The organism is Loktanella sp. PT4BL, assembly GCF_003201935.1.
Lineage (GTDB): Bacteria > Pseudomonadota > Alphaproteobacteria > Rhodobacterales > Rhodobacteraceae > Yoonia.
The window spans coordinates 869,061-883,169 of record NZ_QJJL01000002.1 but is presented as its reverse complement, the minus strand read 5'-3'; the positions used below and the strand labels follow the sequence as shown (position 1 = coordinate 883,169).

Sequence of the window (14,109 nt, the reverse complement as noted above, 5' to 3'; positions counted from 1 at the left end):
CGCTTTTTTAGCGGCCATCGCACACCCCACACGTGCGGCCGATGCGCAAACTCTCGACAGATTGTTCCGGCAAATTACAGGCTAGCACCCCACAATATGGGGAGACAGCATCATCGGCTATGGCCGCTATGACTATCGGTACGACAGCGGGCGTGGCGGCTCATTTCTGGCAACGGGGTTCAGCCCGCGCAAATCCAGCCTCTCTGTCTACATCATGCCCGGCTATGCGGATTTCGGCAGCATCCTTGCAAGGTTAGGCAAACACAAAGCCGGCAAATCTTGCCTGACGATCAACACGCTCTCGGACATCGACATAGACGTGCTCGCCGAACTGATCAGCGCGGGTCTCAAAGACCTCAACACCAGATGGCCGGTCAGTCCCGGCTAACCTGTTTTCCATGTCCAATCAAACTTCGGGGTGAGGCGCAGCCGAGGGGCAGCGCCCCTCAAACCACCCCTCAACTGGACATCGCGCGCATCTCATGGTCAAAGCCCCTTCAACAGGAGATGCACCCATGACCACCACCAGATTCGCCCCATCACCCACCGGTTGGATCCACATCGGCAACCTGCGCGCCGCATTGTTCAACTATGCGATTGCGCGCCAGAACGGGGGCACCTTCATCCTGCGGATCGACGACACCGATGGCGAACGCTCCAAGCCTGAATATGTGGCGGGCCTGAAAGAAGACCTGACATGGCTCGGCTTCACATGGGACCGTGTGGAACATCAGTCCGCGCGCATGGAAAACTATCTGGCGGCCAAGCAAAAGCTCATCGACATGGGTCGGCTCTATGAATGCTTCGAGACGCCGACCGAGCTCGACCTCAAGCGCAAGAAGCAACTCAACATGGGCAAGCCCCCGGTCTATGACCGTGCGGCGCTGGCGCTCTCGGAGGATGAGAAAAACACACTGCGCGCTGAACGCGGTTCGCATTGGCGTTTCAAACTCGATCACAAACGCATCGAATGGACCGACGGCATCATCGGCGACATCTCGATCGACGCGGCCTCGGTCAGCGATCCTGTGCTTTTCAAGAACGACGGCCAGATCCTCTACACGCTGGCCTCTGTTGTCGATGACACCGAAATGGGCATCACCGATATCGTGCGCGGCTCTGACCACGTCACAAACACGGCCACCCAGATCCAGATGATCGAAGCACTGGGCGGCACCGTGCCGACATTCGCGCACCACTCGCTTTTGACCGGCCCTCAAGGCGAGGCGCTCTCCAAACGCCTCGGCACCTTGGCATTGCGCGATCTGCGCAAACAAGGCATCGCGCCACAGGCGATCCTGTCACTGATGGCGCGCCTTGGCTCATCCGAGCCTGTGGAACTGCGCGCGAATATCGACGAGGTCGTCGCCCATTTCGATCTGTCGAAATTCGGCTCTGCCCCCACCAAATTCGACGCAGCCGATCTGATCCCGCTCACCGCCCGCCATCTGGCCACGCTCAAGGCCAGTGATGTGGCCGATGTCTTGACATCGGCTGGCGTGCCCGCCGCTCTGGCCGAGCCTTTCTGGCAGCTTGTACGCGACAACATCAACAGCCTCGACGAGGTTGCCGATTGGTGGGCGCTCATGCGCGATGGTGCCACGCCGCTGGTTGACGACGAAGACCGCGATTTCGTGGCGCAGGCTTTCGCCATGTTGCCCCCCATGCCCTACACTGCAGACACATGGGGGACATGGACCACTGCCGTGAAAGAGGCCACAGGCCGCAAGGGCAAGACCCTTTTCATGCCACTGCGCAAAGCTGTCACAGGCCGCGCCCGCGGTCCTGAAATGGCCGAACTCATGCCGCTTTTGCAAAAGGCGCCCAAGCTGGATTGAGGGACAAGGAAAGGGTAGCACGATGCCTGCTCAGGAGTGTCCCACTCTGCGGGACAAGGCGACCTTTTTCGGCACCTACTGCACCGCATTTGGCAAGGCAGTGTGTCAGTGAGCCGTTCTTGCCTGTCTACATCGATGCTTTACCCATTCTACGTGGTCCAGAGCGGGGTATCCGGCAAGGTACGCCTATTGTGTCCATGATTGTGTTTCCGCAGCCATCGCCTTGAGCCACAGAATGTCAAAGCCGGCGATGATGCGGTAACCCTTCGCGAAAAGCGCATCAGCCTGTGACTTTGCGAGGCCAACGTTGCCCAGCGGGATACCTGCCGCGTTCGCGGCTTTTTCTACCTTTGCAATGGCCGCAAGAAAATCTGGGTGGTCGAACTGGCCCGAAATGCCCAAATCTGTCGATAGGTCGAATTGCGCCGGAATAATCGCATCAATCCCCGGCACCGCACATATCGCCTCAATGTTTTCAATCGCATCCCGTGTCTCGACCAGTAAACAGCAAACCAGACGACCATCGACGGTTCCGCGGTAGTCCATGAGTGACGTCCCCCAACGGGAATGTGCGAGAAATGGCCCGAAACCACGCGTGCCATTTGGCGGGTAACGCAGCGAGGCGACAGCACGGGCAGCATCTTCGGCACTACGGATCAACGGAAACACAATACCTTCAGCACCAAGATCCAGCACACGTTTTACCTGTGCCGCATCGTTTACTGTGACCCGGACAAGCGGAGCACATGACGTGCCGGCAGTTGCTGCGATCATTGCATGGGCCGACGCGTAATCAATCGCACCATGTTCCAGATCAATTATGACCGCGTCGCTGCCAGCGGCTGCCATCGCTTGGGTCACGGTTGCAGAGGGTATGGTGCAGACATGCGCCGTCAGTCGTTTGGTGGGATCGGACAACTTTTCTTTGAATGTCATAGGCTGGGATTGCATGGGGGCCTCAATTGAACGGTGCTGTCATGAATGTCATTGGTGGCCACGTTCGCGGTTGAAACAGAACTTATCAAGCGTCTTGTTGCGCCAGCGTTCAAAGCTGACGTGCACTGCGCCGCGCTGCTTCTGCTATTTGCGTATAACCCGCCTTGTCATCCCCCCGTCCTGCGCGTCATGGTGACGGTGACGCATGATGCAAGGCACCCCCGCATGGCCGACACCCAGGCAAAATTTACCCGAGGCAGCCTCTTCGGCCACATCTCCGTGATGTCCCTGACCGCCTCGGTCGGCCTCATGGCGGTGTTTCTGGTCGATTTTGTCGACATGATCTTCATCTCCATGCTGGGCAAGGCCGAGCTCGCGGCGGCAGTCGGCTATGCCGGTGCTATCCTGTTTTTCACCACCTCCTTCGGCATCGGTATGGCGATTGCGGCAGGGGCCCTCGTTGCCCGCGCGCTGGGCGCCGGCGCACGCGAAGAGGCCCGCCGCCGCGCCACCAACGCGCTGATCTATGGTGTCATCTTCGGTGCTGTCTTCGCGGCCCTTGTCTGGATGAACCTCGCCACATTCGCGGCCCTGCTCGGTGCCTCGGGCGAAACACTTGACCTTGCCGTCCACTATCTGCAGATCATCGTGCCCTCGCTGCCATTCCTGATGATCGGTATGATCGGTGGTGCAATCCTGCGTGCGCATGGTGATGCGCGCCGTGCCATGATGGCGACAATCTGGGGCGGTTTGGTCAACGCAGTCCTTGATCCGATCCTGATCTTCGGTCTTGATCTCGAACTGACAGGGGCCGCCATGGCCAGCGTTTGTGCGCGGGTGGCCATCGCCGTGACGGCGCTGCTGCCCCTGATCCGTCACTACGGCGGCTTTGACAGGCCCACCCCGGCCAGCCTGAAAATCGACCTTGCCCCGATCCTTGCCATCGCCTTTCCCGCGATCCTGACGCAACTGGCCACCCCGATCGGGCAGGCCTATGTCACCCGGGCTATGGCGCAATTCGGTGAAGAGGCCGTGGCAGGTATGGCCATCGTCGCGCGTATGTCGCCCGTGGGCTTTGCGGTGATCTTCGCGCTTTCAGGGGCCATCGGGCCCATTATCGGGCAAAATGCAGGCGCCGGACTGCATGACCGCGTGCGTGGGGCGTTCCGTGACGGGCTGCTTTTTACCGCCATCGTCGTAGTCGTGGTCTCGGGGCTGTTTTTCCTTGCCCGCCCCGCGATCCAGATGCTGTTCAGTCTCGACAACGGTGTGGCTATGACCATCGTGTTCCTCTTTGCGGGCCCGCTGTCACTGATGTTCTTCTTCAACGGGGTCATCTTTGTGGCCAATGCCGCCTTCAACAACCTTGGACACCCTTTCTATTCGACAATCGTCAACTGGGGCCGCCATACCCTTGGGACGATGCCCTTCGTGATGGTGGGTGCCGCATGGTTCGGTGCGCCGGGCGTACTGATCGGGCAATATCTCGGTGGCGCTGTCTTTGCGATCATCGCTTTTTGGCTGGCGCGAAAGGTGATTGCAGATCAGGGGGAGAAACCCGAAAAGGGCGAACCCTTTGCAAGACAGGCGCGTCTCTTTAGCCTACTTCATCACCGCCGCTAGATGCGCATCGACAAGCGCTGTCTCACGGGGGCTTAGAACCTGATGGCGGGGATAAAGCGGGGCCGCACGGTCATCAAGAACCGGCATGGTCCAGCCATCGGTTGTCTCAAAGAAATGCGCAACGCCTGCCTCGCCATGGACGCGCAGATAGCCCTGCACAACCACGTCCAGATAGCTGCGCAAGATGGGATGATCCGCAGCGTCCGACAGATGCGCGGGCTTGACCTGATAGACGGCTGTTTGGGCTTTGGCGCCGTTATGCTGGATGGCGCTGGTCACATCATGGCGCTGATATGCGGCCTCGCGTTGGTCAAGGGCCAGCCAATCGGCTCCCGGCACGCGCGCAATCACCCCGTGCAGTACGGTATCAGGGCAGGGGACGACCGACAGAAAGGCTGCCTTGCGCAAGTTTGTCCGCTGCCATACGCGCCGCCAACCGCGCAGAACTGCCGGACGCGGATCATCGTAGCTGTGGGTGGCAAGGTTGACGAGGCTGCCGTACCCGAAAAAAGCCGGATCGCTCATTCGCGCGCCCGCAGCACTTGCGCCGGTTTCGCCGCAAGTGGGCCCCACGCAAAGGCCAGCCCCGCCAGCAGCGATGCCAGAACGCCGCCGCCGATGATCAGCAGGGCATTGGACCAGATCACGGTATAGCTTGTGTCCATGATAAAGGTCGAAACAGCCCAGCCGCCCAGAATACCCGCGCCAAGTGCCACACTTCCTGCCGCAAACCCGAGCATCGCCGCACGCAAGGCAAAGCTCAGCATGATCCGCCCGCGCGAGGCGCCGAGCGTTTTCAGCACCGCCGCTTCAAAGGTCCGCGCCCGCTCACCGGCCGCCGCGGCCCCGATCAGGACCAGAAACCCTGTGACAAGCGTGATCAGGGCACCATAGCGCGTCGCAGCCGAGATGCCGCCAACCAGTTCGATCACCTGATCAATGGCATCACGAATACGGATCGCGGTAATGTTGGGATAGGCCGTCGCCAGATCGCGCAGGATCGCGGCCTCGGCCTCGGGCGTGGCATAAACGGTCGAAATCCAGCTATGGGGTGCCCCCGCCAGAGCGCCCTGGTTCATCGCGAGCACAAAGCCGATGCCTGCGTCTTCCCAACTGACATTGCGAAAACTCGTCACTTCTCCGGTGATGTCACGGCCCAGAATGTTCACAGTCATCATGTCGCCCAGTTGCAGGCCGATCTCGGCGGCTTCTTCGGCGGCAAAGCTGATCTGGGGCGGCCCGTCATACCCTTCAGGCCACCATTCCCCCGCCGTGATCTCGGTGCCGCTGGGCTGCGCGTCAGCATAGGTGATCCCGCGGTCGCCGCGCACAACCCAGTGACCGCCGGCCACTTCTTCCGCGGGGCGGCCATTGATCTGCGTAATAATTCCGCGCAGCATCGGTGCTGTGTCATACCGGCTCACGGCATCATCCGCATCAAGCCGCGCACCAAAACCCGCGATCTGGTCAGGCTGGATATCCACAAAGAAATAACTGGGTGCCACAGCAGGCAGATCATCCGAAAACGATGTGCGCAGGTTCCCGTCAATCTGGCCGACCGCCGCCAGCACCGTCAGGCCCAGCCCCAGTGAAAGCACGACCGATGTCGCCTCACCCCCGCGCGCACCAATCGCACCAAAGGCCAGACGCAGGGCAGGGCGCCCGCGTGTCGGTTTGCGAAACCGCCGCGCAATCCAGCGAATGGCGATCGCGGCAAGCACCAGAATGGCCAGCGCCCCCGCAATTCCGCCTGCGGTCCAGAGCGTCAGGAACACGGTGCCGGAAAACAGGATCGCGGCCCCGATCAATCCGGCCAGCAACACGGCAATCGCCACCAGATAGCGCGGTGCGGGCAGGGTGGCACTGGCAGCAAAGGCATCACGAAACAGGGTTGCCGCGCGAATATCCTCGGTCTTGGCAAGTGGCCAAAGGGTAAAGATCAGCGCCGCCAGCAGGCCATAGACAGCCGCTTCGAAAAGCGGTGCCGGATAAACGGCAAAGACCGCAGGAATAGGCAATTGTGCCTCAATCACAGGGCCAAGCAGCACAGGCAGCCCCGCGCCAATCACGAGCCCCAGCACCACGCCTGCAAGGGTCAACACGCCGATCTGTATGAAATAGGTCTGAAAGATCACCCTACGGGTCGCCCCAAGCGTTTTCAGCGTGGCAATCACCTGCGTCTTGCCTGCCAGATAGGCCCGCACCGCGGCCGACACACCCACGCCACCCACAGCCAGACCTGACAGCCCCACAAGGATCAGAAACGCGCCGATCCGGTCCACGAATTGCGCGACACCACCCGCACCACGGCGGCTATCGCGCCAGCGCAAACCACTGTCACGAAACTGCGCCTCGGCACTGTCTTCCAGTGCTTGCAGGTCCGCGCTCTCGGGCAAATCCAGCCGGTATTGCGTGGAAAACAACGTCCCCTCGACGATCAGACCCGAGTTTGCCAGATCCGCAGTCTTCACAATCGTGCGTGGCCCAAGGCCAAAACCACCCGCCGCATTATCCGGATAGCGATCCAGTATGGCCCGCAGGGTAAAATCCTGTTCGCCCAACCTGAAACGATCACCGGGCGCAAGGGCCAGCCGATCAGCCAGCACCCGCTCCATAACCCCGCCATGATCGGCCAGCGCTTCTGCCAGCGGGATCGGCGGATCTAGCGTCACCTGACCAATCAAAGGATAGAGATCATCAACCGCGCGAATTTGCGTGAGCCCGCGCTCTGCCGCGCCACCCCGTTCCACCACGGCCATCGAGCGGAAATCAACCGTTTCCGACACACGTGTTGCAATGCTGTTCAGCCAGGCCAGTTCCTCTGCGCGCGCGAACCGATAGGTAAATTCAACCTCCGCGTCGCCGCCCAAGAGCGCCGCACCATCCCGCGCCAACCCCGCCTCAATGCCTGCACGCACGGTGCCAACAGCCGCGATTGCCGCGACACCCAGCGCCAGACAGGCCAGAAACACACGAAAACCGCGCAAGCCACCGCGCAATTCGCGCGCGGCAAACCGTGATGCAATCGCAAGGCTCATTCCGCAGCCTTCGCAACAGGGCTGTCGATGCGCCCGTCACGCAGACGGATCACACGGTCACAACGCGCGGCCAGTTCATTGGCGTGTGTCACCAAAATCAAGGTCGCCCCGTGGCGGTCCCGCAGATCAAACAGCAGATTGATAATGGCAGCGCCGTTTGTCTCATCCAGATTGCCTGTCGGCTCATCCGCCAGCAAAATCTTGGGGCGCGGGGCCGAGGCGCGCGCCAGAGCAACCCGCTGCTGCTCACCGCCCGACATCTGGTTGGGGTAATGATCCATGCGATTGCCAAGCCCCACAGCCTCCAATTCGGCGGCCGCCCGCGCAAATGCGTCCTTCGCGCCGGCCAGTTCCAGCGGGGTTGCGACATTTTCAAGCGCCGTCATTGTCGGGATCAGGTGGAAAGACTGGAACACGACCCCCATATGGTCTCTACGAAAGAGGGCAAGCTGGTCTTCGTTCATCGCCGTCAGATCCTGGCCCAGTGCCGTGATTGTGCCCGATGTCGCCTGTTCCAGCCCGCCCATCAACATAAGGAGCGATGACTTGCCCGATCCACTTGGCCCTACCAGCCCCAGCGTCTCGCCGCTGGCCACCTCAAGCGAGATGTCATGCAGAATGTCGACGCGGCCTGCGTTGCCGTCCAGCGACAGGTGCGCATGGGAAATGGAGAGAACGGGATCGGTCATCGCGGGTGCCTTTTGTCGTATCAATGCCTCTGCATATGGGGCCGTTTTGCGCTGCAGCAACCTTCTCGCGGCGGTTTTGCTGACCACAACGCTGGCACAGGCCGAGACCGTCACAATCGCGGCTCTGGGCGACAGCCTGACACAGGGCTATGGGCTGCCGCAGGCTGATGGCTTTGTGCCGCAACTCCAAACCTGGCTGGCAGATCAGGGCGCGGATGTGAAGGTAATCAACGCAGGTGTGTCCGGCGACACCACAGCAGGCGGGCTCAGCCGTGTCGGCTGGACACTCACCCCCGAGGTTGACGCGATGATCGTGGCCTTGGGCGGCAATGACTATCTGCGCGGTCTTGATCCGGCGATCAGCCGCGCGAACCTCGATGGTATTCTGGCGGCGGGGCAGCAGGCGGGTGTCGAGATGCTCTTGGTGGGGCTGACGGTCGGGGGCAACTACGGGCAGGACTACAAGCAGGACTTCGAAAACATGTATGCCGATCTTGCCGCAAAATACGACGTTCCCCTTTATCCCGACTTTCTGGGCGCATTGCGCGCAGAGGCGGGCACGCAAGATGCCGCGCGCGCATATTTGCAAGCTGACGGAATTCACCCCAACCGTGAAGGTGTTTCCCTGATCACGGCCGCCATCGGGCCGTCTGTGCTCGCGCTTGTGAATGCCGTGCCATAGCCGGTCGGGGGCAGAACCCTGTCACATGCAAAAATGGGCGCCAAATGCAGGCGCCCATCGAACATACAGATTAATCAGCCCACTTTAGTCGGCGAGGGTCAGGTTCACAGCGCTTTCGCGCCCGTCGCGGCCTGCTTCGATGTCAAAGTTGACCTTCTGGTCATCCTTGAGACCTGTCAGACCCGACCGCTCGACAGCTGAAATATGGACGAAAACATCCTTGCTGCCGCCGTCGGGTGCGATAAAGCCATAACCTTTGGTAGTGTTGAACCATTTGACAGTGCCTGAAGCCATGTCCTTGTTTCCTTTATATTCTCCGCTCGCGGGACTGCAGCGGACCGGCTCGGTCAAACGTGATCGAGAGACTGGGCCGTAAGTGGAAACAGTGGTCGATAGGTCAACGTTGCATGCCGAAGATGCCACATTATCCGTATAAAATCAAGGAAACTTGGGTGATTGTGCGCGCTCGGCGTACAATGGGTGGCGAGCGCGCGCTCGGGCGCGCGCTACAGCCGTCTTTTCAAAATTCGCTTACGCGAGTGCGAGGTTCACAGCGGATTCGCGACCATCACGGCCAGCTTCGATGTCAAAAGTGACTTTTTGATCATCCTGCAGGCCTGTCAGGCCAGAACGCTCAACAGCGGAGATGTGAACGAAAACGTCCTTGGATCCGCCATCAGGTGCGATAAAGCCGAAGCCTTTAGTTGTGTTGAACCATTTCACGGTGCCAGTAGCCATCGTGTTTTTCCTTTAGTATCAGTGCTGTCCGCGATATTGCGACAGCTCGGCTTAGTCAGTGTCAAAATCGAGAGACTGTAGCCGAAAGGGAAAACAGTGGTCGAGTTGCATAACGTCTGCACCCCGCGTGTGAGGGGTAGCACTGCAAAAAGCAAGTGAATTCTCAAGAAAAACGCCGATAAGCGAAAAATGACCGGCGTCTTGTCATCCTTGTCTGGCTAGCGCGGTCCGGATGGATTGATCCGGCGCTGTGACGGGCGGATGGCAGTTATGACGACATGGTCCTGGCCATTCCGGCGCGGCCTGTACTGCTTGCGATTCACCAGATCAGGGCCTTCAGGCGCACAGGCCTCTTGTCATGAAATTACCGTATAGTTCCGCCCTTTTGCGTTGAAATGTTGGCAATAATTCCCGAACGACATTATAGTCCACAGATCGGCGACAGTATTAAGGCTTTTTTGGGTCTTTTGGCGTCGTCAACTTGCTTTGGCCGCCAATAAGGTGACACATATAACGAAAGAGACCTTGGCGTTTCTCGTAGGACCAGTTGGATCTGTTTGATCAAAGGATGACGTTATGACCGTGAAAGAGATTAACCAGGCGTTGGAAAGCTGCCTGACAAGCAAAAGCAATTACGCAGGTCTTGTGCATAACCTTTACGAATTGGAATGCTCTGACGAATTGATCGAAGCAATCGTTGTCGGCGCATTGGGTGAAACGGTCCGGAGCCGGATTGCACCACTGATCACCATGGTGCGTGCCTATGAAAACCTCACCTCATCCGAGCAAATCGACATGCTCTATTCCATCGTGGACAAGCAGGACGCGCGTTCACAGAGCGATGCACTCGACAAACGCCTGACAGCCTAAACCGGTCCGGCGACATCGTGTTTCCCCGTCGTTACGCAGATCGGGGAAACTCTGGCCCTGTGGCCCGTTCAATGTACCACGATAGCCCGCGCTTGTTGCCACAGCGCTTGCAGACAAAGTCCTTGGCGACCGTCTCAAGCGGGAGATGTTCGTGAAAGCGCGCATAGATGACATGGGGTGCCACCCAATAGGCCTTGTGACAGGCAGGGCAGGACACCACCAGCACATCACGTCCGGTCAGGTGGTGGACCCTGATCGCGAACTTCAATCCAAGCGTGACCGGTTCATATGGCATTCTGTAAAACTACAGTAGTGTTCATGTTATGTTCTAGCCTGAATCTGTCACCCCGAGACAAAAACGACCGTCCATCTGTCAGCCGTGGTTTGGGCGGCCCGCAAGGCACGATCATCCTGCGTCACTATCCGCATTGACGAGGCGCAAAAACCCCACCATATCCCAGTTATGACAGACCTTTCGCACATCCGTAATTTCTCGATCGTTGCCCATATCGACCACGGGAAATCGACCCTCGCAGACCGCCTGATCCAATCCACCAATACGGTGGCTGAACGGGATATGAAGGCGCAGCTTCTTGATAGCATGGATATCGAGCGCGAGCGCGGTATCACGATCAAGGCCAACACGGTGCGGATCGACTATGTCGCCGACAACGGCAAGAAATACGTTCTCAACCTGATCGACACCCCCGGTCACGTGGACTTCGCCTATGAGGTCTCGCGCTCGATGCGTGCGGTTGAAGGCTCGCTTCTGGTGGTTGATAGCACCCAAGGGGTCGAGGCGCAGACGCTGGCCAACGTGTATCAGGCGATCGACGCCGACCACGAAATCGTGCCGGTCCTGAACAAGATCGACCTGCCCGCGTCAGAATGTGACCGTGTTGCCGAGCAGATCGAGGATGTGATCGGCATCGACGCCTCTGGCGCGATCCGTGTCAGCGCGAAAACCGGCATTGGCATCCACGAAACGCTGGAGGCCATCGTCAACCTGCTGCCCGCCCCCACGGGCGACCGCGATGCGCCGCTCAAGGCGATGCTGGTCGATAGCTGGTACGACAGCTACCTCGGCGTCATCGTGCTGGTGCGCATCATCGACGGCGTGATGAAGAAAAACGACCGCGTGAAATTCATGTCCAACGGGGCTGTCCACGGCATCGACAAGATCGGCGTCTTCCGGCCCCAGATGCAGGACGTGGCCGAACTCGGGCCCGGTGAAATCGGCTTTATCACAGGGTCGATCAAACAGGTGCGCGACACCCGCGTCGGCGACACCATCACATCCGAGAAAAAGGGCGTCGAAAAAGCACTCCCCGGCTTTAAGCCCGCGCAACCGGTGGTCTTCTGCGGGCTCTTCCCCGTGGACAGCTCCGAATTCGAGGACCTGCGCGACGCCATCGACAAGCTCGCCCTCAACGACGCCTCTTTCAGCCACGAGATGGAAACATCCGCCGCCCTCGGCTTCGGCTTCCGCTGCGGCTTTCTCGGGCTGCTGCACCTCGAAGTGATCCGCGACCGGATCGAGCGCGAATATGACATCGAGCTGATCACGACCGCCCCTTCCGTGGTCTACCACGTCTATATGCGCGACGGCGAGATGATCGAACTGCACAACCCCGCCGACATGCCCGACCTGACCCATGTGGACCATATCGAGGAACCGCGGATCAAGGCGACGATCCTTGTGCCCGACGACTATCTGGGTGATGTGCTGAAACTCTGCCAGGACCGGCGCGGCGTGCAGCTTGACCTGACCTATGCAGGCTCCCGCGCGATGGTGGTTTACGATCTGCCGCTGAACGAGGTGGTGTTCGATTTCTACGACCGCCTGAAATCCGTGACCAAGGGCTATGCGTCTTTTGATTACCAGATGACAGGCTACCAGCAGGACAATCTGGTGAAAATGTCGGTGCTGGTGAATGAAGAACCTGTCGATGCGCTCTCCATGATGGTGCACCGCGACCGCGCCGAGATGCGGGGCCGCGCGATGGTCGAAAAGCTCAAAGACCTGATCCCCCGCCACATGTTCAAAATCCCGATCCAGGCGGCTATTGGCGGCAAGGTCATCGCCCGCGAAACGCTCTCCGCGCTGCGCAAGGACGTGACGGCGAAATGCTACGGTGGCGACGCGACCCGCAAACGCAAACTGCTGGACAAGCAGAAGGCCGGTAAGAAAAAGATGCGGCAGTTCGGGAAAGTGGATATCCCGCAGGAAGCGTTTATTTCCGCTCTTAAAATGGACAGCTAAGCTGGCCATTTTTGGAGCGTGTCTGGCCATTGTTGACGGGCGGTGCTGTCGCCTTCGTTATTCTTTGCCAAAAACCATACTATACGGGCGTGGGTGTTGACATTCTGCTTTAGGCCTTGGACGGTATCGCAAAAGTTGTATCCAGATTGTTTTACCAATGGCAGAAACCCAAGAAATCCGTCCTCCCTCAACAATACCTTTCCAGTTCTTTTCGAAGTCGGAGAACAAAACAACCCAGCTCGCCGATCCAGAGGGTGACGTTGTTCTGGATGGTGCGCAAAGATGGTTCGTATTTGAGTTTACTGAACCAGTCTATTTGACTCAGATTGAGATCAATTCGTCGGGTTATGAGCGTTGGGACAAGTTTGAAGTTCAAGTCTCTCACATCGATGGAACGCGACATGAAGAACAACTTAGAGTCGAAGAAGGATCAGTTAAGCTTGGATTGGGAAAGCTGTGTTCGGGCTTCCAGTTTAAACCTGATCGAAAATGGTATGGCCAAGTAAAGATTAATAAAGTGGTCGCTGAGGGTTACACCCTTAGCCAATTCCATGACCTTGAGTGGGCAGTGAAAGGCCTCACAGCGCGAGAAGCTGGAGTAGTTGAGAAAGAGACAAGTCTCGCAAACGCTGAAGATAGACTAACTACACTTCAGAAAGAGAGGAGTATCCTTCAGTCCGAGGTTGCAAAGTTAACAAACCAAAAAGTGGATTTGGATGGGCGTCTAGTATCTGCGCAAGAACAAATACAGAAGTCAGAAGCCCTGAGGAAGGACGCGCAAAAGGAAGTGGAAACGCTCCAAGAGGAGCGAAGAAATATTCGGTCGGAGATAGCAGCAGATCGCAATACTCTCGACGAACTAACTAACGAGATCAGACTTTTTCCATCAGAAATCAAAGGCTTCGTAGATCAAGGCACTCAGAACATCAAGACATATCTTTGGATTGGTCTGCCCTTTGCGGCGATACTTGCGATTATACTTTATTCGCTTTTTAGCAATGCAATAGATTTGACACAGCTTTGGCGCCTTGAAGATGGAGTAGATGTTTGGACGATATTTTTGACCAGAATTCCGTTCGTGGTTGTCGCCTTTGCTCTGATTGAGGCCTGCGGTTTTATCGTAGGGCGTTTGGTTTTCGAGATCGTGAAAATCAATAGGCAGCGACTAGAGTTTGCTAAGTTAAGTATTGTTGCAAAAGATGTGACCACTGCTGCTGCATCAGTAGCTGGATTGACCGAAGAGGAACGTTTCGCCGAGGAAACACGTATGAAGATGCAGCTACTTTCCGAACATATGAAATCCGTTTCTTCCGAAGAGTTCAAATATCAAGGGACGTCGATTAGTTCAGCCATAATCGGGCTGGCTGGCAAAATGCTAACTCCAAAAGGTGATTGAAACCGTAGGCTTCATAAAGCCCACGCGCCCCACAAA

At 58.1% G+C, this 14,109-nt stretch carries 14 protein-coding genes; 7 read left to right on the top strand and 7 right to left on the bottom strand.

The genetic code is table 11. The features are described 5' to 3' along the window. Positions 1 to 94 precede the first annotated feature (94 nt). Positions 95 to 388: a DUF1801 domain-containing protein gene (locus tag C7964_RS09260; protein ID WP_353652413.1), complete on the top strand. Its 294-nt coding sequence runs from the start codon at positions 95 to 97 to the stop codon at positions 386 to 388. A gap of 127 nt (positions 389 to 515) precedes the next feature. After that, positions 516 to 1,838 carry a glutamate--tRNA ligase gene (gene gltX, locus C7964_RS09255; RefSeq protein WP_110279347.1) on the top strand — a complete coding sequence of 441 codons (1,323 nt, stop codon included), beginning with the start codon at positions 516 to 518 and terminating at the stop codon, positions 1,836 to 1,838. A gap of 186 nt (positions 1,839 to 2,024) precedes the next feature. On the opposite strand, the gene C7964_RS09250 is transcribed toward gltX, so the two are convergent. After that, positions 2,025 to 2,789, bottom strand: coding sequence for an HpcH/HpaI aldolase family protein (locus C7964_RS09250; RefSeq protein ID WP_110279346.1), 765 nt, complete (start codon positions 2,787 to 2,789; stop codon positions 2,025 to 2,027). Between the two features lie 210 nt (positions 2,790 to 2,999). Between C7964_RS09250 and C7964_RS09245 the strand changes: the two genes are divergently transcribed. Continuing rightward, a complete protein-coding gene (locus C7964_RS09245) occupies positions 3,000 to 4,397 on the top strand; it encodes an MATE family efflux transporter (RefSeq protein WP_110279477.1) in 1,398 nt (465 codons plus the stop codon). On the opposite strand, the gene C7964_RS09240 is transcribed toward C7964_RS09245, so the two are convergent. The 3 genes from C7964_RS09240 to C7964_RS09230 are packed head-to-tail and all read right to left on the bottom strand — an operon-like array spanning position 4,377 to position 8,124. Continuing rightward, complete coding sequence (locus tag C7964_RS09240) at positions 4,377 to 4,922, bottom strand: gamma-glutamylcyclotransferase (RefSeq protein WP_110279345.1); 546 nt, start codon at positions 4,920 to 4,922, stop codon at positions 4,377 to 4,379. The genes C7964_RS09245 and C7964_RS09240 overlap by 21 nt on opposite strands. Continuing rightward, entirely contained in the window at positions 4,919 to 7,435 is a 2,517-nt protein-coding gene (locus tag C7964_RS09235) for an ABC transporter permease (RefSeq protein WP_110279344.1), read from the bottom strand. The genes C7964_RS09240 and C7964_RS09235 overlap by 4 nt, the downstream gene beginning before the upstream one ends. Next, positions 7,432 to 8,124, bottom strand: a complete 693-nt coding sequence (locus C7964_RS09230) for an ABC transporter ATP-binding protein (RefSeq protein ID WP_110279343.1) — start codon at positions 8,122 to 8,124, stop codon at positions 7,432 to 7,434. The genes C7964_RS09235 and C7964_RS09230 overlap by 4 nt, the downstream gene beginning before the upstream one ends. On the opposite strand from C7964_RS09230, the gene C7964_RS09225 reads away from it, so the two are divergent. Beyond that, positions 8,123 to 8,806, top strand: a complete 684-nt coding sequence (locus C7964_RS09225; RefSeq protein WP_502693564.1) for an arylesterase — start codon at positions 8,123 to 8,125, stop codon at positions 8,804 to 8,806. The two genes, C7964_RS09230 and C7964_RS09225, sit on opposite strands and share 2 nt — an antisense overlap. Before the next feature lie 84 nt (positions 8,807 to 8,890). On the opposite strand, the gene C7964_RS09220 is transcribed toward C7964_RS09225, so the two are convergent. Both C7964_RS09220 and C7964_RS09215 read right to left on the bottom strand, forming a co-directional pair. Continuing rightward, positions 8,891 to 9,100, bottom strand: a complete 210-nt coding sequence (locus C7964_RS09220; protein ID WP_055291916.1) for a cold-shock protein — start codon at positions 9,098 to 9,100, stop codon at positions 8,891 to 8,893. Between the two features lie 237 nt (positions 9,101 to 9,337). Further along, the gene (locus tag C7964_RS09215) at positions 9,338 to 9,544 is read right to left on the bottom strand and encodes a cold-shock protein (RefSeq protein WP_055687912.1); all 207 of its coding nucleotides are present in this window, start codon (positions 9,542 to 9,544) and stop codon (positions 9,338 to 9,340) included. A 576-nt stretch (positions 9,545 to 10,120) separates the two neighbouring features. Here C7964_RS09215 and C7964_RS09210 point away from each other — a divergent pair. Continuing rightward, entirely contained in the window at positions 10,121 to 10,414 is a 294-nt protein-coding gene (locus C7964_RS09210; RefSeq protein WP_110279341.1) for a hypothetical protein, read from the top strand. Between the two features lie 31 nt (positions 10,415 to 10,445). On the opposite strand, the gene C7964_RS09205 is transcribed toward C7964_RS09210, so the two are convergent. Then, a complete protein-coding gene (locus C7964_RS09205) occupies positions 10,446 to 10,709 on the bottom strand; it encodes a hypothetical protein (RefSeq protein WP_110279340.1) in 264 nt (87 codons plus the stop codon). 168 nt (positions 10,710 to 10,877) lie between these two features. Between C7964_RS09205 and lepA the strand changes: the two genes are divergently transcribed. Both lepA and C7964_RS09195 read left to right on the top strand, forming a co-directional pair. After that, positions 10,878 to 12,677 carry a translation elongation factor 4 gene (gene lepA / locus C7964_RS09200; RefSeq protein WP_110279339.1) on the top strand — a complete coding sequence of 600 codons (1,800 nt, stop codon included), beginning with the start codon at positions 10,878 to 10,880 and terminating at the stop codon, positions 12,675 to 12,677. 157 nt (positions 12,678 to 12,834) lie between these two features. Further along, on the top strand, positions 12,835 to 14,073 hold the full coding sequence (locus C7964_RS09195; protein WP_110279338.1) for a hypothetical protein: 1,239 nt from the start codon (positions 12,835 to 12,837) through the stop codon (positions 14,071 to 14,073). Positions 14,074 to 14,109: the final 36 nt, after the last annotated feature.